Origin of the sequence: Maribacter flavus (assembly GCF_008386635.1) — a bacterium.
In the GTDB taxonomy this organism is placed as follows: Bacteria; Bacteroidota; Bacteroidia; order Flavobacteriales; family Flavobacteriaceae; genus Maribacter; species Maribacter flavus.
In genome coordinates, this window is record NZ_VUOE01000002.1 from 288,246 (window position 1) to 310,363 (window position 22,118).

The 22,118-nt window shown below is 40.7% G+C and carries 20 protein-coding genes and 1 tRNA gene; 6 read left to right on the forward strand and 15 right to left on the reverse strand.

All coding sequences use genetic code 11. The annotated features are described in order from the left end of the window. Nucleotides 1–39: 39 nt before the first annotated feature. Complete coding sequence (locus tag F0361_RS11525) at nucleotides 40–1,665, forward strand: sulfatase family protein (protein WP_154918756.1); 1,626 nt, start codon at nucleotides 40–42, stop codon at nucleotides 1,663–1,665. Here the strand turns inward: F0361_RS11525 and F0361_RS11530 are convergent, their stop codons facing one another. Genes F0361_RS11530 through F0361_RS11540 form a run of 3 tightly spaced genes read right to left on the reverse strand, consistent with a single transcriptional unit; the run spans nucleotide 1,666 to nucleotide 5,649 of the window. Further along, nucleotides 1,666–2,655 (reverse strand): sugar phosphate isomerase/epimerase family protein, encoded by a 990-nt coding sequence (locus F0361_RS11530; protein WP_154918757.1) that lies wholly within the window; start codon nucleotides 2,653–2,655, stop codon nucleotides 1,666–1,668. It abuts the gene before it with no gap. 38 nt (nucleotides 2,656–2,693) lie between these two features. Then, complete coding sequence (locus tag F0361_RS11535) at nucleotides 2,694–4,472, reverse strand: arylsulfatase (RefSeq protein WP_154918758.1); 1,779 nt, start codon at nucleotides 4,470–4,472, stop codon at nucleotides 2,694–2,696. Between the two features lie 55 nt (nucleotides 4,473–4,527). Beyond that, nucleotides 4,528–5,649 carry a glycoside hydrolase family 130 protein gene (locus F0361_RS11540; protein WP_154918759.1) on the reverse strand — a complete coding sequence of 374 codons (1,122 nt, stop codon included), beginning with the start codon at nucleotides 5,647–5,649 and terminating at the stop codon, nucleotides 4,528–4,530. A gap of 142 nt (nucleotides 5,650–5,791) precedes the next feature. On the opposite strand from F0361_RS11540, the gene F0361_RS11545 reads away from it, so the two are divergent. The 3 genes from F0361_RS11545 to F0361_RS11555 all read left to right on the forward strand — a co-directional run bounded on the left by F0361_RS11545 (nucleotide 5,792) and on the right by F0361_RS11555 (nucleotide 7,709). Then, on the forward strand, nucleotides 5,792–6,505 hold the full coding sequence (locus F0361_RS11545) for a M15 family metallopeptidase (RefSeq protein WP_154918760.1): 714 nt from the start codon (nucleotides 5,792–5,794) through the stop codon (nucleotides 6,503–6,505). Between the two features lie 19 nt (nucleotides 6,506–6,524). Continuing rightward, on the forward strand, nucleotides 6,525–7,439 hold the full coding sequence (locus tag F0361_RS11550; protein WP_154918761.1) for an alpha/beta hydrolase: 915 nt from the start codon (nucleotides 6,525–6,527) through the stop codon (nucleotides 7,437–7,439). Between the two features lie 196 nt (nucleotides 7,440–7,635). After that, nucleotides 7,636–7,709: transfer RNA gene (locus F0361_RS11555), tRNA-Pro, on the forward strand. A gap of 628 nt (nucleotides 7,710–8,337) precedes the next feature. Here F0361_RS11555 and F0361_RS11560 read toward each other — a convergent pair. After that, a complete protein-coding gene (locus F0361_RS11560) occupies nucleotides 8,338–9,138 on the reverse strand; it encodes a membrane metalloprotease (protein WP_154918762.1) in 801 nt (266 codons plus the stop codon). Between the two features lie 363 nt (nucleotides 9,139–9,501). Here F0361_RS11560 and F0361_RS11565 point away from each other — a divergent pair, with 363 nt between their 5' ends. After that, entirely contained in the window at nucleotides 9,502–10,452 is a 951-nt protein-coding gene (locus F0361_RS11565; RefSeq protein ID WP_154918763.1) for a DUF4382 domain-containing protein, read from the forward strand. 73 nt (nucleotides 10,453–10,525) lie between these two features. Here the strand turns inward: F0361_RS11565 and F0361_RS11570 are convergent, their stop codons facing one another. The 11 genes from F0361_RS11570 to F0361_RS11620 form a co-directional block, all read right to left on the reverse strand. Beyond that, nucleotides 10,526–11,683: a serine hydrolase domain-containing protein gene (locus F0361_RS11570; protein ID WP_246160876.1), complete on the reverse strand. Its 1,158-nt coding sequence runs from the start codon at nucleotides 11,681–11,683 to the stop codon at nucleotides 10,526–10,528. A 26-nt stretch (nucleotides 11,684–11,709) separates the two neighbouring features. Continuing rightward, nucleotides 11,710–12,315 (reverse strand): hypothetical protein, encoded by a 606-nt coding sequence (locus F0361_RS11575; protein ID WP_154918764.1) that lies wholly within the window; start codon nucleotides 12,313–12,315, stop codon nucleotides 11,710–11,712. A gap of 162 nt (nucleotides 12,316–12,477) precedes the next feature. Then, nucleotides 12,478–13,437 (reverse strand): alpha/beta fold hydrolase, encoded by a 960-nt coding sequence (locus F0361_RS11580; protein WP_154918765.1) that lies wholly within the window; start codon nucleotides 13,435–13,437, stop codon nucleotides 12,478–12,480. Nucleotides 13,438–13,528: 91 nt separating this feature from the next. Next, nucleotides 13,529–14,173: a hypothetical protein gene (locus F0361_RS11585; RefSeq protein ID WP_154918766.1), complete on the reverse strand. Its 645-nt coding sequence runs from the start codon at nucleotides 14,171–14,173 to the stop codon at nucleotides 13,529–13,531. A gap of 217 nt (nucleotides 14,174–14,390) precedes the next feature. After that, nucleotides 14,391–15,008 carry a CatB-related O-acetyltransferase gene (locus F0361_RS11590; RefSeq protein ID WP_154918767.1) on the reverse strand — a complete coding sequence of 206 codons (618 nt, stop codon included), beginning with the start codon at nucleotides 15,006–15,008 and terminating at the stop codon, nucleotides 14,391–14,393. Then, the gene (locus F0361_RS11595) at nucleotides 15,005–15,391 is read right to left on the reverse strand and encodes a hypothetical protein (RefSeq protein WP_154918768.1); all 387 of its coding nucleotides are present in this window, start codon (nucleotides 15,389–15,391) and stop codon (nucleotides 15,005–15,007) included. The genes F0361_RS11590 and F0361_RS11595 overlap by 4 nt, the downstream gene beginning before the upstream one ends. Then, nucleotides 15,388–16,260, reverse strand: a complete 873-nt coding sequence (locus F0361_RS11600) for an SDR family oxidoreductase (RefSeq protein ID WP_154918769.1) — start codon at nucleotides 16,258–16,260, stop codon at nucleotides 15,388–15,390. The genes F0361_RS11595 and F0361_RS11600 overlap by 4 nt, the downstream gene beginning before the upstream one ends. Before the next feature lie 25 nt (nucleotides 16,261–16,285). Next, nucleotides 16,286–16,744 carry a hypothetical protein gene (locus F0361_RS11605; RefSeq protein WP_154918770.1) on the reverse strand — a complete coding sequence of 153 codons (459 nt, stop codon included), beginning with the start codon at nucleotides 16,742–16,744 and terminating at the stop codon, nucleotides 16,286–16,288. Nucleotides 16,745–16,765: 21 nt separating this feature from the next. Next, a complete protein-coding gene (locus F0361_RS11610) occupies nucleotides 16,766–17,845 on the reverse strand; it encodes a serine hydrolase domain-containing protein (protein WP_154918771.1) in 1,080 nt (359 codons plus the stop codon). A gap of 100 nt (nucleotides 17,846–17,945) precedes the next feature. After that, nucleotides 17,946–19,718 (reverse strand): helix-turn-helix domain-containing protein, encoded by a 1,773-nt coding sequence (locus F0361_RS11615; RefSeq protein WP_154918772.1) that lies wholly within the window; start codon nucleotides 19,716–19,718, stop codon nucleotides 17,946–17,948. A gap of 179 nt (nucleotides 19,719–19,897) precedes the next feature. Beyond that, the gene (locus tag F0361_RS11620; RefSeq protein WP_154918773.1) at nucleotides 19,898–21,373 is read right to left on the reverse strand and encodes a sensor histidine kinase; all 1,476 of its coding nucleotides are present in this window, start codon (nucleotides 21,371–21,373) and stop codon (nucleotides 19,898–19,900) included. Between the two features lie 293 nt (nucleotides 21,374–21,666). Here F0361_RS11620 and F0361_RS11625 point away from each other — a divergent pair, with 293 nt between their 5' ends. Continuing rightward, the gene (locus tag F0361_RS11625) at nucleotides 21,667–22,068 is read left to right on the forward strand and encodes a response regulator (protein WP_138258569.1); all 402 of its coding nucleotides are present in this window, start codon (nucleotides 21,667–21,669) and stop codon (nucleotides 22,066–22,068) included. Nucleotides 22,069–22,118 lie beyond the last annotated feature (50 nt).

Here is a 22,118-nt window from a genome sequence, read left to right on the forward strand (position 1 = left end):
GTAAAAATCATATATTTATAGGAATCTCGATTTAATTCTATGTCTCCTAAATATCTGATTACCCCATTACTAGCTTTTTTATTTTTTGGTTGTGCCGATAAGGAAAATGTCAATCGAACTATGGACTCCCATGACCTACCCAACATCGTTTGGCTGGTTGCCGAAGACCAATCCCCGGAATGGTTTCCCATGTATGGGGATTCCACGATATCCTTGCCAAATTTGGAGTCCCTTGCAGCCGATGGGGTGGTCTTTACCAATGCGGTAGCACCGGTTCCCGTGTGTGCCCCAGCCAGAAGCTCCATTATTACTGGCATGTATCCCACGACCTTGGGAACCCATAATATGAGAACACATAAACCCTGGGCGCCAATCAATGAGCCTCTATTGGATAGCTTGCCCAGCTACTCCCCTGTGGTGCCGGAGGGAGTGAAAATGTTTCCAGAATACCTACGAAAAATTGGTTATTACACCGCCAATGGTCCTAAGGAGGATTACAATTTTGAAAAGACCGATGCGGCTTGGGACGAGAGCAGCGGGGAACGCCATTGGAGAAAACGTAAAGAAGGTCAGCCATTTTTTACCGTGTTCAATTTTGCTGTGTGCCACGAGTCCCAAATTTGGAACAGGGGCAAGGATTCCCTTTTTGTGGACCCAAATGCATTGAATGTACCACCCTATTTTCCTGATACCGATGTGGTACGTCATGATTTGGCCGTTAATTATAGCAATCTCAAAAGATTGGACAATCAGGCAGGAAAAATTTTGGGTCAATTAAAGGAGGATGGACTTTATGAAAACACGATTATCTTCTTTTATGGGGACCATGGAGGGCCCTTTCCCCGTCATAAAAGGGCATTGTACGATACCGGGGTAAAAGTACCCTTGATCATAAAATTCCCTAAAAATAAAAATGCTGGAAGCTATGATGACCGTTTGATAAGTTTTATAGATTATGCCCCAACACTACTTTCGCTAGCAGGCATTGAACCGCCAAAAGTGATGCAGGGTGTTGCCCAATTTGGGATGTATGAAGTTGGAAAGCAACCAAAATACACCTTTCACACTTCGGATCGGTTTGATGAGATTTATGACCGATTGCGCGCTGTACGTAGCAAGCGTTATAAATACATTAAAAGTTACAATACGGAACTAAGTCACGCGTTGCCCGTTTCCTATCGCGAGCAAATGCCGATGATGCAAGCATTACGTAAACTTTATAACGAAGGAGCCTTGAACGAACAACAGGCAGCTTGGTTGCATTCCACCAAACCGGAAGAGGAATTGTACGATTTGCAAAACGACCCTTATGAACTGGACAACCTCGCAGGAAATCCCGATTTGCAAGATACGCTCATCTTCTACCGAAACATTTTAGATGAATGGATTAAGGATAGTAAGGATTTGGGCGGAATCCCGGAGCGGGAACTTATTGCCAAATGGCTCCCCGATGGAAAAGCAAAGCGTTTACCTCCCTTAGAAGTTGCCATGAATGATTACGTCGTCCAGTTGATTTCCCCGCAACCGGACGCTACGATTGTTTGGAAACTTCCCCAGGATTCCATTTGGAAGGTCTACGTAAAACCACTTTCCAAAGATTTGAATTTTGAGGCCAAAGCGGAACGGATCGGGTATCTGGATAGTGAGATTCTAAGAATGGAATAGTTAGTAATACCCCGCCTTCTGCAGAGCCGAACTCAAAACCAATACAGAATTTTCAAAACTCTTTTTTAGTAGGGTATCGGCATCCATGGAATCCCAATACCCTTTATTGAACAACTCTACTGAAAATCCGCCCCTAAATCCCGCTTCATACAGTTTTGGAACAATTGAATCGTACGGGCAAATGCCTTCCCCGGGCAAAACACGGTCGGCATCCGTCAATTTATCATACGTGGGTTCATAGGGATAGTCGTTCATGTGCATTACGGGCAATTTGGCACCGTTGAGAACATCGATCGTATCCCATGAATTTCCACCGCGGTGCACGTGATAGAAATCCAACAGCAGGGACGCCTTGGGATGGCCTGTTTCTATGATAATCTGTGCACAGTCAGACACCTTGTGCAGGGCTCCCATGCCCCAAAGTTCTAGGACGGGAATCACCCCGGTTTCCGCTTCCAAATCGAGAATAGCGCGATAACGTTCCGCATATTCGCCCATTTTAGAGGGTTCTAACTTGGAAATTCCCATAACGGGTGCCGCTATATGTTCTCCGCCCAATTCCTTAATGATGTTCATCTCCTTGCGGAGTTGTTCTAGGGCGTATTTCCTTTTTTCAGGGTCATCACTGCACCATTCCGAAAAACCAATGATGTTTTCCAATCTCAGGTTACCGGCCTGCAATTTTTCCTTTAAAGTTTGCGTGGTGCCCCCTTTTTCCAAATAGGACATGATATCCCGCATCCATAATTCAATTCCATCAAAACCGGCAGCGATTACCTTTTCAATCTGGACATCAACCGGAAGTTGGTATGCCATTAAGGTCGAGGTATTTAGGCTTACCCTAAACGGGAGCGAATGTTTGGGTTCCTGTGCACCCCAACCGACTTCTTGTGTAAAAGTATTGCCAAAGGCCCATCCCGATGAAGCCGAGACAGCGAATAGGGTACCTGTTTTCAATAGGTTTCTGCGGGAAATATTCTTGGTCGACATAAAAATGGTTTAAGTGAGCACAAAATAGAAAAAAGGATTCACTCTATGCGTTCAAATTGCAAAAGTCGGACATCCGGGCCTGTACTTTTTATTCGGTCTAGTTTTAAGACAAACGGCATTCTACCGGTATCCAATTCCATTACGCCCATATTCCAAGGTTTAAAATCCTTTACATAGGATTCCATACGCTCCACCCGGTCGTTTTCCATGCCCCTAAGTGGAGGGTCATGTACTGCTGAAATTGTAGTCCTCATGGTATTTTTTCCTTGTTGTAGCATGATTTCGGCACCTGAATTTCCCTCGGGTATGGTATAATAGAGGGTAACTTGATAGCTTCCTTTTTTTAAGGTTTCTACATCCCAGTAAATGGAATCCTTGGTTTGGGTCCAATTTGTAAAAAATGTGTTGTTGGGAAAACGGTTACTACGCTCAATGTCTCCTGTTGCCATTGCATCCCTGGCGGGTAGTTGGGTAAACTTGAAATTGGGATGGCCCAAGGTAAAGGGTCGGTCGTCCGTTTCCTTGGTGAGCGGTGGGTATTTTGACAGCCATTTCCTTTTTTGGAGTACCAGCGAATCCCGAATTTTGGGGAATTTTTCGGCAATATCCAATTTTTGTCCGGGGTCGTTGACCATATCGTACAATCGGTTTTCATCATCCAAACGGTATTGTTGGGTTCTTAAACTGGTGCGACCGGCCCAGTGGTTGTAAATAATTCGGTCCTTGTAGGCCGAATTTGGTTCGAAAATCCACGGGGCCAAATTTATCCCATCGGCTTTAAATTCGGTATCGGTAATATCCAACAACCCCAATAGGGTAGGGGTGATATCGATGGACCCACTAATTCTGTCTACTTGAATACCCGGTTTGATATGGTCCTTCCATTGGATAAAAAAGGGCGTTTTAACACCGCCTTCATCGGTAGCACCTTTCTTACCTCGCAATCCGCCGTTCCAGCGCCATCCATTGGGGCCATTGTCCGATAGATAAACCACTATCGTATTTTCCTCTAACCCAAGCGTTTTCAAATGTTCTGAAACCCGACCGACATTCGCATCGATATTTTCCACCATGGCCAAAGCGGCCCGTGTGAATGTAATATCCTCCTCCTCTGGATTTTGGTAGGTCATGTTCAGTTCCTTGTCTTTAAATCGGTTCCAATACGTATCCGGAACCTGCATGGGACTGTGGGGCGTATTTAAAGGAAGATAGACAAAGAAGGGTTTATTTTTGTGGGTTTGAATAAAGGAAATGGCACGATCGGTTAGGTCATCTGCCAAGAAACCATCGCCTTGGACCAATTCTCCATTGTGTTCCAACAGTGGACTAAAATAGTTGCCCCAGTGCCCCGAAGCAAATCCGTAAAACTCATCAAAACCCCTGGAGTTGGGATGATACGGAGGTTGCATACCGTTATGCCATTTTCCAAAGGCGGCGGTTTTATATCCATGGTTTTTTAATATTTCGGCAATCGTGGGTACACCAATGTCCATTCGCTCGCCGCCTGCCGAGGTATCATGCACCCCAAGTCGGGTAAAATAGTTTCCGGTCAAAAGTTCCGCTCGAGTAGGGGAGCAGACAGGTTGTACGAAGAAATTGGAAAAGGATACCCCTTTTTTGGCAATGGCATCGATATGGGGAGTGTTCAGATTGGTATTGCCATGAAAGCTCAAATCGCCCCATCCTTGGTCATCGGCCATGATTAAAACGATATTGGGTCTTCCTTCATCGCTTTTTTTTGCCTCTTGAATCTGTTCTTTGCAGCACCATAAGAGTCCGAAACAGCAATACCAGATAATAATAATAATTGGCCGCATACATCAATTTTTAATACTTACTCCTATCACCTAACCCCTAATCCCTAACTTCTATCTACTTCTTAATCGCCAATCCCACCATGGAATCTGCCGTCCCATAGTACAGAAACAATTGGTCCTTAAAATAGACCAATCCTTGTATAAAGGTGGTTCCAGCCTTGTATTGCCCGCTGACTTCATGGGGCAAGCTGGGGCAAATGAAAGGGGTTGCCAGTCGTTCTAGCATCTTGGTTGGGTTTTCTTTATCAAAGAGCACCTGCCCGCCACAATAGGTGCCTTCTGGATATTGGTCGGTTGCACCTTCGCCGGAAAGATTCTTTCCGTTGTACAACAACAAAATCCCATTTTCTGTATATAATGCGGGGGGTCCAGGTTCGGTCAGGTGACTATCGAATTCGTTCAAGGTCGGTTTAAACACATGAAGGAGTTTGCCATTTTCATCGAGTAGGGGTGTCCAGTCTATGCCGTTTTCACTTTCGGCAAGATTTACAAAAAGTTCTCCCCAATACATGAGGTATTTACCATTGAACTTTTTGGCGATTAAACGGCCATTGGTTAATTCCGTCACCACGGAACCCGACTTGCTCCAAACATCCAAGAATTTACCGTCGTAGGCCTTTTGAAATATGGGGCCATGGTTGGTCCAATTTTTCAAATCATCTGAAGACGCTACCGAAAGTCGGGCTACATCCTGATTCCAACTGGTGTAGTACATAAGATACGTGCCATCAGGCGTTTCTACGACCCTAGGGTCTTCCATGCCCCCCGGATAATCCCATTTCTTGAATGCGTCGTCCTGTGGAAAGAAAACCGGTTCCGGATATTTGGTGAAATCAATACCATTGGTACTATAGGCAAGCCCGATTCTTGAGGTGCGTCCGCCTAGAATGGCATCAGGGTTGTCCTCGGCCCTAAACAGGAGAAAGACGGTATCGTTTTTTACAATGGCCCCTGGATTAAAGACATCGGCCTTTTGCCATCGGACCTCATTTTGGGTAATGGGGTCGGTAAATATGTAGGTGGAATCCGGTATCATGATCGGATTTTTTTCGACCTTTTCAAAACCTAACAGCCATTTGGAAGCGGGTTCTTCTCCAGTTGCCTCGGTTGCCTCGGATATGTTTTTGCAGGCTAAAAAAAGGATAAGGATACTAACGAGGGAAATTCTTGAATACATAATTTGGGTTTGATTTTTCACAAGCTTCAATTTACGCATAATTGCAAGAATCGGCATAAAAATTTGAAACACTGTTTTTAAGGCGAGCAGCTTTTAGGAAGTTCTCTCAATTAGATGTAATTTAAACGCAATAATTGCAAGTATGAAATACGTTTTTGGAATGCTTTTCTGTCTATTGATTATTTCCTGTAAATCGGGAGATAAAAAGGAAAAGGAGTCAGCAATCCCCGAAAAAATCCAGAAGAAGGAGAGCGTGATCGAGGAAGCACCAGTTCCGGAAATCCGACTAAAAAGTTTTGAAGGTCTGGCAGATACCACCTTTATAAGGTTGGCCGACTTTAGTGATGACTTTGCCTATGACATGCGCTATGCCACTGAAAATAACTTTTTAAAGGCTAAGGTGTATGAATGTGCCGAATGCTACACCCGGGTCAAAACCGCGAAGGCCCTAATTGCCGCTAATAAGGACTTTTTAAAGGAAGGTGTAAAAATAAAGTTCTACGATTGCTACCGGCCCAATTCCGTTCAGTACAAGATGTGGGAGATTGTTCCCAACCCACAATATGTGGCGAATCCGGTAAAGGGTTCCATTCATAATAAAGGAGGGGCAGTGGATATTACCTTGGTGGATATGGAGGGGAAGGAATTGAATATGGGAACCGATTTTGATTTTTTCGGGAAAAGGGCCTATCATGATACTACGGACCTTCCCCAAGAAATTTTGGACAATCGGAAATTATTAAAGGAAACAATGGAAAAGCATGGTTTTTGGTCGATACGCACGGAATGGTGGCACTATAACCTGTCATCCGCATCCAACGATAAAATAGCCAACTTTACCTGGGACTGTGAATAAATTGACTTAAAAAATGGAAATGATCAAGAAGCTTTTTTATGGTGTTATAGTTTTAATTTGTATGACAATCTCCGCACAGGATACCATCATGCCCCTTTGGCCCAACGGCAAAATACCAAACCGCATTAAGAGCGACGAGAAAGAGACTCATAGAGAGGAAGGTATTCTCATTATTAGTAAGGTGCAAGACCCCACTATTGAGGTGTATTTGCCTTCTGAGCGCAATGCCACCGGAGAAGCCATGTTGATATTTCCGGGTGGAGGTTATGGGGTTCTGGCTTATGACTGGGAAGGAACGGATATTGCGAAATTTTTAAATGGAAAAGGCATTGCCGGTATTGTGGTTAAGTACCGATTGCCTTCCGAGGTATCGCAAGTGGACAAGCACAATGTACCCCTGATCGATGCCCAACGCGCCATACGCTTGGTACGCAGTATGACCGATGGTTGGAATATCAAATCGGATAAAATAGGGATTATTGGTTTTTCCGCGGGAGGCCATTTGGCCTCTACCTTAGGGACGCATTACAATGAAAAGGTGTATGAGCCTTTGGACACAGTGGATAAACTAAGTGCCAGACCGGATTTTATGGCTTTGGGGTATCCTGTGATCACTTTTGGAGGCAAGACCCACGGAGGGTCCAAGAAAAACTTGATTGGTGAAAATCCGTCCGAAGTTATGATCGAACACTTTTCCAATGAAAAACAAGTTTCTGCGGATACACCTCCAACCTTTTTGATGCATGCCACGGATGATGGGGCGGTTCCCGTTGAAAACAGTTTGTTGTTCTTTCAAGCCTTAAAGGATAACGGTGTCTCAGCTACCATGCATATTTACCCGAAAGGTGGCCATGGATTCTCCTTGGCAAAGAAAGATAATCACTTGAGGGGATGGACAGAGCGACTATTCGAATGGATAGAAAGTCTGCGATAGGCTAAAATTTGCAAAAAGATAGGGAGTAATCTATTTTACTTTTTTATTTTTGCCATCCAATTTCGGGATGTAGCCCTTCGACACTTCGTCTGCGCTCAGTGCAGGCAAGCTCAGGATAAACTGCACTACAGGATGTTCTAAGTCATTTGAAAAACTACGGGACCAACCCAAAAGTTGGTGTTTATTTATTGAAATTCGGGATGTAGCGCAGTCCGGTAGCGCACTCGGCTGGGGGTCGAGTGGTCGCAGGTTCAAATCCTGTCATCCCGACTGAATGTTAAAGTGAACTGTGAAAACAGTTCACTTTTTGCTTTCAAAGGAGTCCCAAACAAAATTCGTGTACGAATTTGAAAGCAAAAGGTACGAAGGCGGGAGCCTTCGCTTTGTCATTTGCAATGAGGGTTTTTAGGATTATCTAAATCCATTACTCCAGTAGATTAAAATCTTTCGCATTTAGCTAAACTAAAGCGAAGCTTTAATTTGCAACAATAGCGGTGTAAAAGGATTCTCCAAAACTTTGCCGCTTTAGAAATAATAAAATTCCAACTTTTTTATTACCATCATTGGAGGTATAAAGGATTCTTTAAATCCAACTTTCTTGAAAAAAATCAAAGCTAAATTAGCTATGAGCGTGTTTTTGACTTGCCAAATCAATCTTTTGATTAGCCACTTTTTAAAATTTCAATTTTAAATAACAAATATATCCTAGGTATATTTCGTAAAATATAGAATTTATATTTAGGATGAGTATGAAAAATTTTGAGGCATTTAAAATAAGCTTATGGACAACCTAAAAAATAATATAGATTACTAATTATCTAAAAGTCGGCTGCGGATTGGCCTTAAAATAGGTTCATCTAAAGCCAAATATTTTTTATTGAATAGGATAATTGATTTATCACTTTCCACCATTTGCCTGCAAGTCCGAAATGCAAAGCGCATCCAGCGGTGGAATGGAACCTCCGGTCAACATGTTAAGCAATCCTTCTCCTGTTTCGGCTGTCCAGAACATGAGACAGTTTTCATTCGTACAATGCCTACCATGCTCGATATCTTGGTGATTTGTCTGCATGGTAGTTCCAGCATTTACTAACCCGAGTAAATGCCCCATCTCATGATTTACCACAACTGTTTCCAAAGTGGTCAAACTGGGAGCCAAAGGTTGATTGCTAAATTCTCTTATGGTCTGCTCAAAAATTACAAATGAGGTATTACGATAAGCCACACCTAATACCGAACCGTTTTCGGTATTTTGGTCATACTCGCCATCTATAAAGATTCCGCTTACCTCAATCGTACCTTTCTCATTGAATTTACTGCGATGGGTGTCCTCTAAATTTCTTATGTCCTGTATAGAATAAAATTCTTGGTCTACGTTTTCAATTTGTCGCAGAATAATTTCAATTCCTTTCGGCTTGTTCAACCGGGCTTCCAAGAATTCCTTAAAATTATCCAAAGTTGTAGAAGTTGGGTTCAGTTCGCCCACATACAATATTTCCAAAATCAACTTTTCAAAACTACCGGATGATAAAAGATCGTTCGCCGAATCCCCTACACTTTTTTTATTTACAGAAGTGTCCACTTCGATGGGGTTTCCATTCTCATCTTCAATAATTTCGGTGCTATTTTCTGTATCCTTTGAACAGGAAATAAGAACTGAGAATAATAGGAGAATAAATTTTAGACTTTTAGTTCCCATAGTTATTGAATTACTTGCTTGACAAACAAATAGTCGACATAAATAAAACGTGATTCATGTACTGAAATTGTATTTCCAAAACAATTCAAAAAGGAAAAAGAAAGATGGCCGCTAATATTTATAGTGTTATTGGTACATATTGGCATCTTTCCTTATTGTGGATTTAGCTTGTCTAAAAAATTCTGATTCGAAAAGAGGAATTTTAGGCCCAAAATAGTTAAATGGCTTAACGGATTAAAAAACAAATGATTAAGTAGGTCGAATAGAGGTGTCAAGTTTACTTTCAAAAATTTTAACACTATTTATATAGGGTAAATTTAAATTCGGATGTTATATAATTCCAAATCATAAAAATTAATAGACATGAAAAATCATTTGAAAACAGTAACGATCGCATTTACAACCATATTCCTGATGGCTTCATGCAGTAAGGATGATGACGGTGCTTCTGATACGGATGCTGAATCTTATGAAACCACTTTCAAAATTACAGATGCCCCAATCGATAACGCCAATGTTGAGGCGGTCTTTGTTACGGTTTCCGACATTAAGGTAGATGGTAACTCCTTAGAGGGTTTTAACAAAACAACCTTCGATTTGGCAGCCTTGGTCAATGGACAGACTAAAACTTTAGGAAACTTGCAGTTAGAAGCTGGTTCTTATTCCAATATTGAATTGGAGTTGGACTATGATATGGATGCCTCGGGGAATGCCCCAGGCTGTTATGTAGAGTTGGTCAATGGAGAAAAGGATAAACTGGAGGCCGCTTCCAACAAAATAAGTATCACTGATTCTTATGAAATATTTGCCTCCAATACCAATGAGATAATTATAGATTTTGACCTAAGAAAGACCATAAAGGAAGAACAGGGAACCGTATCCAATAATTTTGAATTTGTCACAATGGCAGAGCTGTCAGCAGGTATACGTACTCTTAACAAGGAAACTACGGGAATGATTTCCGGAATTGCCAACGATGTCCAAAATACCTCCGATAAAATTATTGTATATGCCTATGAGAAAGGAGCATTTAATGCCGAAGTGGAAACAAATGGGAAGGGAGATAGCAACGTAACTTTCGCAAATGCTGTTACCAGTTCTGAAGTAAGTGGACTGAACAATGAATACAGCCTGAATTTCTTGGCTGAAGGTGAATATGAGCTGGTCTTTGCCTCATATAAAGAGGAAGGTGACGTGGTTAGCTTTAACTCACTTTTGCAAGTGGAATCGACGACTGGACTTAATCTCGGGGCCCTCTCCGTAACTTCTGCTATTCAGCTAAGTGCCAATGTTACGATAACTGGTACGAAATAATCAAATTCAGTGTTTCATCATTTATTTTTTAGCCCCTTGTATTGCAAGGGGCTAATACTTATTACCTATAATGTCATTCTTTTTGGATTAATTTAAGTATTTCATACACCAAATTTAGCGCTCCCTTTGAAGCTTCCAATTGATTTAAAGTGCCCGATACGTAGGTATCCAATTGAGGGCAGTACCATAAAAAGGAGGCGGTACTACCCGTGTGGCCGATGACTTCCAAATTTGAATCATTATTATAAAGCTCCTTAAAGGATACTTTCCTAAGTCCGTAACCATAATCCATTCCAACCGATTCATACACCCATTGCTGCATGTCCTGACGGGTTTCTTTCTTTACTAGTGCATCGTTGTTGAATCCCTGAAGGAATCGGGTTAAATCTTGGGTCGTTGCGACCAGACCACCGCCTCCCCAATCGGCACTTAAACTTTTTAGCGTTGATAGTTCCGCATCGCCAGCATAAAATTCGGCCATGGCCATTTCATTTTTCAACGGCGACGATTTTAGATTGATATATGAACCGTTCATTCCCAAAGGCTTAAAAATATGCTGTTTAAAAAATTCGTTCAAGGAAAGGCCGCTTACCTTTTCTATCAGCAGTGCCAACAGCACATATTCCGTATCCGTATAATGGTAACCCTCACCCGGGGCAAAATGGGGCTCCATCTTCTCTTTAGAAAACTGGATGAGTTCCTCAGGAGACCATAATCTATCGGTATCCATTAACAGTTGATTAATGATATTGGGACTACCATCAATTGTGTTATCCGTAAAATAGTCCGGTAAACCTGATGTATGCTGCAGAAGATGCGCTATGGTAATGTCTTTTGAGTACTCATTTCCATCCAATACGTGCAGCTTTTCAATCAGTGATTTTGGTAGATGTTGGGCGATTTTATCTTCAAAATTCAGCTTCTTTTGGTCCTTTAACATGCCTACAGCAGTAGCCGTGAGCATTTTGGTAATGCTGGCCGTATAAAAAGGAGTATTGATTGTTAAAGCATTTTCCGAATTCACGGTACTTTCCGCCAACCGAAGATCAATTCCTTTGGATTTTGAATAGACGTGCAGAAAAGCACTTTTGATAGGCTCCTTTTCCAATGCTGTCGCAAATAATTCCGCAATCTTTTGAGGTCCGTTCTGCTGACCAAATGTCCATATGGAAACAAATAGTATTAGTGTCCGTATCACCTTATTTTTCATGGTATTGCTTTCTTTTTGCAAGATACTTCATTTAAAACGGTCCTTTATTAGAACCAACTGAACCCCAGCCCGACGTTAAGGCTTACAGCGTCCCTATGTGCATCTCCTGCTAAAAAAGCCCTGCCCATTACTAGCTTGGACTGCACGTTCAGCGCAAAATTTTTCTTCTTGAAGATTTCATAGCCCGTGCTGGCCATCACGGCACATCCAAAATTCCAATCATCATTTTCGTTGTCCTTAATGTCGTAGAGTGCCGGTGAATCTACGGCCAAACCTATACCTCCATGAATCCACCAACGGTCCTTTACCCAATATTGAAGTGAGGGTATAAAGCCTCCAAAATGTCTGTCATTGTCCTGAAATTCGTAGATGTTTCCCGGTAAAGAGACCGTAATGGCGAGATTGTCGTTCAACATGTGGCCGAACTTTACATCTGGAAAAACAAAGGTCCCCTGAGCTTTGTCAAAGGTTTGATTACCAGCACTATCTTCTATACCGATGATACCGCCGCCTACTTGGAATTCAAAGATGAAACCGTCCCTCTGTGTTGTTGTTACAGAATGTGTGTTTTGTGCATATGTAACACTTGATGCGAATGCAAAGGCTACACAAGCCATTTTTAGTAAAATTTGTTCTTTAATTGTTTTACTCATGCCTTTATTATTTAATTTTAATAGGTATTCGTGAATCTTTGATTTCATGATTGTTCGTTTTTTGATTGTTTTAAATTGATGTTACAAAGTTGGGATACCTATTCAAGCAAATCGTCTTGAATTATAATTTGAAACCTAACTATTCCTTTTACTTTGGATTGATTACTTGTTTGCCTTCGCCAAGACATTATATATCAAGTTTTGCATTTCTACGGATTTGTACATCGGTATTTGATGACCCACATTTTTCAGCCGAAACAGTTGCTTTTTGGGTGCTTCCAGTTTTTTATAAAATTTTAGGGTGAGTTCAAAACCAGTGGTTAAATCGTCCTCTCCTATGATTACATATACTGGGATTTTAAAATGGGTTCCATGCTTTATTGCGTTAATGCTATACAGTTCTTTATAAAGGGGCATCCATTGTGACTCCCATTCCTTAAAGAATTTCATGTATTGCACAAATTCATTTGCTGGAATGGGAGTTCCCTTGTAATCACTGATCCATTTAAATTGAACGGCCATATCCTCAACATTTTCATAAGGTATATGTACAGCTTTAAGTTGCCCAACGGCTTCCTTATTGTTCCGTTCCCTGTAGTGTTTTATCAGTTTGGCTTGGGTTGCATCTTGACTTTTTTGATTATCCAATACGGGACTAATGGCCACCAATGAGGCTATTTTATTTGGATATTCTGTTGCCAAATGGAACCCTAAAACGGTTCCCCAAGAATTGGCTACCACTATCATTTTGTCTTTATGAAACGCTTCCAATAGATATTCAAAGATGTCCTCGGCATCTTGTGTCATAATCGAAAGGGTGGGCGCTTTTAAATTACCGAGCGTCGATTTTCCTGATCCTCTTTGGTCCCAATGGACCACCAAGAAATGTTCTTCCAGAATATGGGTGATTTGTTCCCTGTGGGATGCGCTCGCCGCTCCAGGCCCACCATGTAAATACAGCATAAGGGGCTTGCTTTTATTCCCTTTGATACTGATGAGTTGCTTACTGTCCCCAATTTTTACAAATTGGGCGGTATCCACACGTTTTGAATCAAGCCTAGGGCTTTGCGCGATTAAAGTAGAGGATAGCACAATACAAATTGCTGTAAATAGATATTTCATTGTGTAGTAGTTAGAAAATCGTTGTTAAATCACTATACTCCAAAGTCTTACTTGATGTCCCATCGAGGACTGTATCGCTTTGGGATTATTTTTAAAATTTGATTCCAACGTACAGATTAGGCTCAAAAAGGAAATAGGATTTCCATCGATTGTCCAATTGTTTAAAGGCGTCCGGGGTATTGGTATCGAACATCCAATTTTGAAAATGGACCTGGGGCTCAATAAAAATGCGCTTCTTTTTTCCGAAAGCAATATGATAACCTAGATGGTAAGACGTGTAGAGCTTGAATCCGTTGGCTATTTTTTCGTTGTTCAGGTCTAGATAGGTTTTGTATTGCGGTAGCACTTCTACAGTAGCGAACAGTCCTTTCCAAAGCATGCGTTGGTATGAAATCCCAATACCGGTTTCACGTAGGTAGCCGGGATAGAATTCACTTTCGGAATCTATTTTATCCAAAAGGCCATCCCACCACTGTATGCCCATGGGCTGAAACAATCTCCAAGTGGCGAATTTTACACCGATGATGTTTTTGGAATCCAATTCGCGCTTCACATGAAGCTCAATATGTTGGGTATTGGTTCTTTCGCCTCCTTTACCAATATTACCTAGGATGATGGCAGGAAAGCTTACCCTGTAGGTATAATCGGAATCATTACTCAATATAGATTCCTTGTTACTTTGAGCAAAAACACTTAACGTGCAAAGTGTTAGACCGATGATGAATAGTTTTTTCATTGTAATGTGTTTTTAATTTTCGTTTTTGATTTGTAATGAATTGATGAGGCAAAGAAACTGTACATAGGAAGGCGTATCGTCCTGAATTATGATTCCAAACCTTTTTGTTTTCCCTATTATTTCTAGGTTTTTTTAAAGGGGAAATACAAGATTATAGGCACAAAAAAAGGCTTAACACAATACGTATTAAGCCCTCTGGAACATACTATGTAGGTTTTTAAAACAACGCTTCCGGATTACTGGTGAGTTTCCCTAGATTTTGGGTGATTTTTACAACATCCCAATCCCACCATTGTAGTTCCAACAATCTGGAAATGGTAGCTTCGGAGAAGCGTTTTTTAATTGGTTTTGCAGGATTACCACCCACAATGGTGTAAGGCGCTACATTTTTTGTAACCACCGCCTTTGTGGCAATGATGGCTCCATCGCCAATATGCACTCCCGGCATAATCGTTGCCCCGTGGCCTATCCATACATCATTGCCGATAATGGTATCCCCTTTTGTGGGATAGCTTTTGCCCTCCATGGCGTTTTCCCAGGCACCTCCAAATATGGCGAAGGGATAGGCCGTTGCGGCTTCGGTGAGATGATTGCCACCGTTCATAATAAAGGTAGCACCGGAGGCAATCATACAGAACTTCCCAATGATGAGCTTGTCCCCAATAAAATCAAAATGGTATTTGACGTTTTTTTCAAAGTTGGCAACATCTTCAAAATCATCGTAATAGGTATAATCCCCAACAATGATATTCGGATTTGTAACGATGTTTTTCAGAAAACAAAGCGTATCGTAGTTTGGTAAGGGGAATCGGGTATTTGGGTCCGGAGCTTTCATGGATTACTTTTGGATATTTTAAATAAACTTAGCGCTAAAATAAGGGTAAGCAGGGCTTGCGATTTTTCAAAAATAGTTTCTGCCAGCAGATTACCAAGAGTATTGAGTATAAAATATACCGAAAACACCATTAACCATCTATTTAGGGTTTTCTCTTGCCATTTGTTGGGAATTACTTTGGTTTTCATTAGAATCAAACTGCCTAAAAACAACATAACCAAAAGCGCTATCCATTCTAAAATTAGGATTGTTTTGGGTTCCACTATTTTTCCTCCCCAAACCACATGGGATGGAATGAATTGCAATAAGATAAGTAAATGAAATAGAACGTAGGCCATTACAATACCCAGCGCAATTCTTCCGAAAACGTTTATTTTTTTCAATTTGGTTCGATATTCGTCTCAACTTTTTCCTTATAAAAATCCTCCAAATGATGGATCCCAAAACAGGGGGCAATACAATCCTCTGCCATTAAGGTGAGAAAAAATTCAATGGGTCCATAGGTTTTGACACTGGTAAAAGTTCGCAAAAACCAAATGGTCAGTTTTCTGGACCAATCTGGCAAATGCAGAATTTTTATGGGCTTGTTTAAGGTTTTTAGCGCGAGTTCACTTATTTCATTCAAGCTTAAAACATCCGGACCTCCAATAGTCAGTTCTTTGTTACCATCATCCAAAGTGGCTACAATGGCCCTTGCCAGGTCATCGCCATGGATAGGATTGAATTTTTGATGGCCTGAACCGAACAAATAAACACGTCCCGATTTCGCCATTTCTAAAAAATCCTTCATATCCGAGAAAAAACCATTCGGCCGTACGATGGTATAATGCAATCCCGAAGCTTTCAAAGCATCCACAAACTTTTCCTTGGCTTCTAGGATTTTTAGATTGCGGTGTTTGTCCCCGTTAATGGCGGACACATACACAAAGTGCTTTACATCCGCCTTTTTAGCTTCTTCCAACAAATTCATATTGGCCTGATAATCTACATCCATGTAGGTAAGACCGTCTTTTTGCCTAGTGATACCCACCGTAGAAATTACGGTGTCAATGCCCTTACAGATATCACGTAAGGTTTCAGGTCGTGTTACTTGGGCCTGTTTTATTTCCAAATAGTTCTCATGGTCATTTTGCAAGCTATCGGGATTGCGCACAATGGCTACAACCTGATTTTTCCTTTCGATGAGGACTTTCAATAAGAAACCACCCAAATAGCCTGTAGCGCCTGCCAATAATACGTTGGTATGTTTCATCACTAATAAAGATTTAAAGGGTTTTTCAGTCCAGTTTTCTTTTAAAAATATATCGGGTTATAAAAATCCCATTATCGTCATTTTTGCCTGCGTCACTTTCCACGGCACTGGTAACGAACACTAAATCCCAACCTTCCGTAAGCATGTCCTTCAGTTTTGATGAAATCAAGGCATCGTTCGCTACAATATTTTGAAAGCGTATGCCGCCCAAATTATAAAAGTTCAACAGCTTCGTTTCTTCAAAGTTTTTGACCCTAATGTCCTTTCTCTTGGAGGTATTCCGGGAATTGTCGTCTTCTGTTTGCTCAGAAGTGAATTCTTTGTAGTCCCTATCATCGTTGGAAGAAAGCATACGTGATCGGCCCAATCCGCTTGAAACAATAGATTCTACACTTGTTATGACCTTAACTTCATAGTCTTGCTGACTAAAAACAGGATTTGTACAATATGTGTAAAAGGCAAATAATACTACTAATTTTTTCATGTCTATATAATTGAAATATTTTTAATTAAACACTGTGGTCAATACGTGTTCGATAATGGTGTTGCGTTGTGTTCCCGTATTGTCTTGCTGATTGCTTAACAGTACGATTGTGGCATCATATTCCGGTATAAAACCGATCATACTCCAATAGCCATTAATATCGCCACCGTGCCAGTACATGGTGGTACTGCCCTCTTGTGTGGTAAACCATCCCAAGCCAAAATCCACATAGCCACTTGGAACATCTTTGGCAAATATTTCCGACTTTTCAGCTTGGGTAAACCAATCCGTTTTTACGGCATTGGTCCAGCTTTCCATATCGCTTGGCGTACTACTGAAATCGCCTGCCCCAAAAGGAATGGACATGGGATATGTACTGTTGGGATTTCCGTTCAAATAACCCTGTGCATGGGTATCGCCGTCAATCTCATCCGTCCCTTTGTAGGATCCTGACATCCCCAACGGATTGAAAATTTTCTGCTGCACGTATTCGTGATAGGGCATTCCCGATAGGTGCTCCACCAACAAGGCTGCAATGAGATAGTTTGAGTTGCAATACTGTTTGTTGGACCCTGGTGTAAAATCGAGTCCATTTTCAAGGATCAATTCCTTGATAAGATTATAAATAGTCCCTTCATTCAAGGTTTCCCCTTGTTCGTAAGCGCCTTCAGCCAACAATTGATACTCTGGTATACCGGATTGATGGGATAGTAACTGTGCAATGGTAATTTGATCACCATTCGGGAATTCGGTATCAAATTCATCCAAGGTTTGATCAAAGCTTTGGATCAACCCATCACGTTTCAATTGCACTACCGCCGCTGCAGTCAGTGTTTTGGTAACCGAACCTATGCGGTACCCTAGGTTATGCCCTTGAGGCAATTCCGTGTTTTGATTGGCCCATCCAAAACCCTGGCGTACCAAATCCTTGCCGTTTTTGGTAACAATGGCATAGCCTTGAAACCCGATATCGGTGAGGACAGTTTCAATGGTGGTGTCGTTGGGATTGGGTGAAGTGGTGTCGTCTTCCTTAGAGCAAGATGTAAAAAGCCCTAAAAGGGATACCATGAAAACGACTAAGCGTTTGTGTAAAGTTGTCATAATTGTTCGTTTTTTGATTTATAATTTTGATGCAAAGATTGACCGTAAGTACACATCAATCGTTCTGAATTATAATCTGAAACGAACTAAGGAAGATGAATCATGAATTGGACTTCATCCAGGCCCTAGGGGTTATCCCCTCTATTTTTTTAAAATAGGTATTGAATACACTTTTGGAGTTAAAACCGCTATCATAGGCCAATCCAAGAATGGTCAAATGTGAGTTTTTGGGGTCCAGGGCAATGGATTTAAAGCGTTTTAGTCGGTATGAATTCACAAAGTCATTAAAATTTAGATCAAAGGCGGTATTTATCAGGTAGGACATTTTATTGGTGTTGAACCCTAGGACATCGGCCACAAATTTTAAACTCAATTGCGGATTTAGAAAAGGTTCCTCTTCCTCAAAATAGGTTAACAGTTCCTCTTTTAATGCCTCTATCTGGGTAGCATCTAATATAGAAGGTGTTGATTTTTCTTCCTCTTCCACGGGGGGTGTAATATCCGAAAGGCACAGGTTGGAATGGTGCAAATCCGAAAAACCTGCTATCCCGTGTAAGGGTTTTAAAAAAGGTTCTTGCCTATAATTGATAATTTGTCCACGTCTGCGGTCGATCATTTCCTTTAAACGGGAAAAACCTAGCGCTTTATGGCCGGAATTGATCAATACATACAGGTCATAGGGAACAAGCATGGTTTCGTTACTTTCACTAGCTGACCATAGTGATAAAATTTCCTTCGGGATTTCAACGGGCTTTTCATTGATGAGTCGGAACAACAATTTTTTCTCTTGGACTAGTGGCGTTTCTTTTATAAATTCTTCAAACTGCTGTTCTTGGTTTAGCCATATCAAACAAAAACACTTTAAATGATGCGCTAAGGCCAATTCCGGATTAAGAGTTAAGGCATAGTTTACAACTTCCAAGGCTTTGTCAAATTGACCTTGATAATAGCAGATATGGGCAAAAGTGTAATGATTGTTTGCCGAAAGCGGGTCTACATCCAAAAGTTTGTTGGCATATACTAAGGCCTCGTCAAAAAAGCCGAGGGCAATGAAGAGTTCCGCCATAGCTTCCAAACCATCGATATGATTCGGATTAATGGCCAAGACTTTATTGATATGGATGTACGCATTTTTAAAATCCCATTCCTCCCAAAAAAACTTACCAACAAAAGACAACGGATATTCTGGCAAGGAAGTGTCTATTTCTTTGGCGATCAAAAGATTGCCAATGGCCAAATCCATAGCTTCTTGGTAGGGCATATACCCCCACATGGCCAATAATCCGTAGCATTGCAAATTGGCATAATAGGCTTTCGCATAATTTTTATCCAATGCAATGGCCTGATCATAATAGGTTATGGCCTCGTTAAGGCTTTCCGAGGTCCATTTTAATTGTAATGATCTTCCTTTTAAAAATAATTGATAGGCATCAATATTGTTTGTTGGTTGATTGATCAAATGCTCCTGAACTTCAAAATGTCCAAAATTGTTGCGGACCTCGTCCGCAATCGCTAGACTGATCTCATCCTCCAAGTCAAAAATATCGATCAATTCACGGTCAAATTTTTTGGACCAATAATGGGTACCTTGGGCAACTTCAATGAGCTGTGCCGTAATCCTGACCCTTTTGTCGGACTTTTTGATACTCCCTTCAAGAATGGTATCTACGCCCAATTGCCCACCTATTTTGCGTATATCGATGTCTTTTCCCTTAAAGGCAAATGAAGAGGTTCGTGCAATTACTTTGAGCTGATCGATTTTGGTAAGTGCATTTATAATCTCCTCCGTAATTCCATCACAGAAATACTCGTTCTCAATATCATTGCTCATATTGACAAAAGGTAAAACTGCTATGGACTGCGTACTACTCATTAATTCGGTAAGCAAGGTGGCATCTCAAAGAGGAAATACAAAAGAAATCAATATAGCCACTTGCCAGGGTTCAAACACAAAACATAAGGATAAACTTAATATTTTATTTTTCAACTAAAACTCTATACTACAAAAATTCCTGCGATTTTGGATGGGTATATGAATTGGTTGGACGGCTCCTATTCCTTTACAAACCGCATGATAAAGTTCGTTCCGGCACCCTTGGTACTCTCGCAGCGCAATGTACCGCCGTTCATCTCGGTAAAATCCTTTGCAATGATAAGGCCAAAGCCGGTTCCTTTTTCTCCATCGGTTCCCAAACTTGTCTTTGGGGCATCTCGTTGTTCCAGATTTTCATACCAATCCATATCCATTCCAACCCCAAAATCCTTAACTCCCACTTCAATGGCCCCAGAAAAACAATTGGACCAAATCACCACTTTTTGTCCGTTCTCACTAAACTTGATTGCGTTCGAGGTCAAGTTTCTAAGAACCACCAAAAGTATATTTTTGTCAATAAGCAGGGTCTCACAACCTGTATCCAGCGAAATATCAATTTGTTTATCCATGGCCATTTTCTCGAACTCTTTTTTGATGGTGGAAAAAATCGATTGTAAATCACATTTCTCCTTATTTAATTGTACCCCTTCCAATTGATTATAGGACCACTGCAATAGGCCGTTGACCATAGTTATTTTATATGAAATATCGCTTTTTAGCTTACCCGTTAATTTTTTCATGTCCTCATTGACAAATTCACTTTCAATAATGTCAACCATCTGTCCTAGATTTATTAAGGGAGCCCTAACATCATGGGTAATCAGGGAGAATAATTTGTTTTTTAGTTTATTTACTTTGACCAACTCTCCGTTTTGGTCCTCCAATTTTTGTTTGGCAATTTGAAGGTTTTCGGTTTGTTTGTCGACCTCAATTTTTAAAAGTTCGTTGGCCGCTACCTGCATCTTGATGTTCTCATCTTCCAAAAACTTGAACTTGAAGCCTATCAGTATTGAAAATAAGATCAATTGTAATGTGATCAGGATAGCACTTACCAATACTATGAATCCTGTGTTTATAGGAAAATGATTCATCAAAAACCAAGTAACTACATATAAAACACCCGAAATCAATAGAGGAGTATTAGCATACAAATAATAGGTGTTGAACTTCTTTGTTTTGAACAAAAGAAATCCCGATACTATGTTTATTATCAAGGTAACCAGTGCGGTACATGCGGCAAGTAGCTCTAGTATTTCAGAGAGTAAAGGATTTTTTACCGTTAGTATGTTCAGAATGTGCAAAACGGGAAGGACAATGACCAAGAGAATCAGAAGACTATAAATTTTGAACAGCCGTGGATTTCCCTCCTTATCAATATTCAAATAATTCTCGGTAAACTTCAATAGACCAAAGGTGGTCAACATGGCGGTAACCAACGAGGCATGATAAGCGATATTAGCGATGTTCGGACCAAAACGACCTTCAATGAAGAGATACAGGCTCCAATGGAGGGTCAAACCAAATATCAGTATCGCATAATAAAGTAGGATTCTATGCTTTAAAACAAGGAATGAGAGTAGATGATATATCCCAAAAACACTAAAGATGGCCGTAAAAACGATTGTTGAGATATACCGTACCTCCATGGAATCCATACCTGTTTAACTAATTGGTTTTAATATAGAATATTTGGATAATTCACACAATTTTTTTGGAGTCTGGAGTGCATAGGGTTTTGTCCAACTTCTGTCATTCTTCCTAGTATAAATTAATTAAACTTAATTTTAAGGTGTTGGAATATTCCGTTGAATAAATATTCTGAAATTATTTCAATTCCTTTATCTTAGGTAATTTACCATTCGTCTACATTAAAAAGTAATCCGCCGATAGTGATTCATAAATATGGTATCTTAACAAGATATTTGTTCGTTACTCTAAACATAAACTTATGCACATTTTACTAATTGAGGATGATACAATAGAAATCATGAAGTTGGAGCGCACCGTGAGTAAGCTAGAGGTAAATCATAAAATAACCCAAGCAAAAAATGGAGAGGCGGCGCTGGAGTTTCTTAATTCTGAAAACAGGTTGCCAGATATCATTTTGTTGGATCTGAACATGCCTAGAATGAGCGGTATAGAGTTTCTTAATATCCTTAAAGAGGATGATAAGTTACGTTACCTTCCAACAATCGTTCTCACAACATCCGAGAACAGGGTCGATTTGTTGGAATGCTATAAGATCGGTATCGCCGGTTATGTCATCAAGCCCTTAAAATACGAGGATTACGAGCATAAACTTAAGCGCGTTCTGGAGTATTGGGACATCAATGAATTGGTGAAAGCCTAGTTAAAAAGACCATTTCACAACAAAATTTTAGCGGCACGTATTACTTTTCT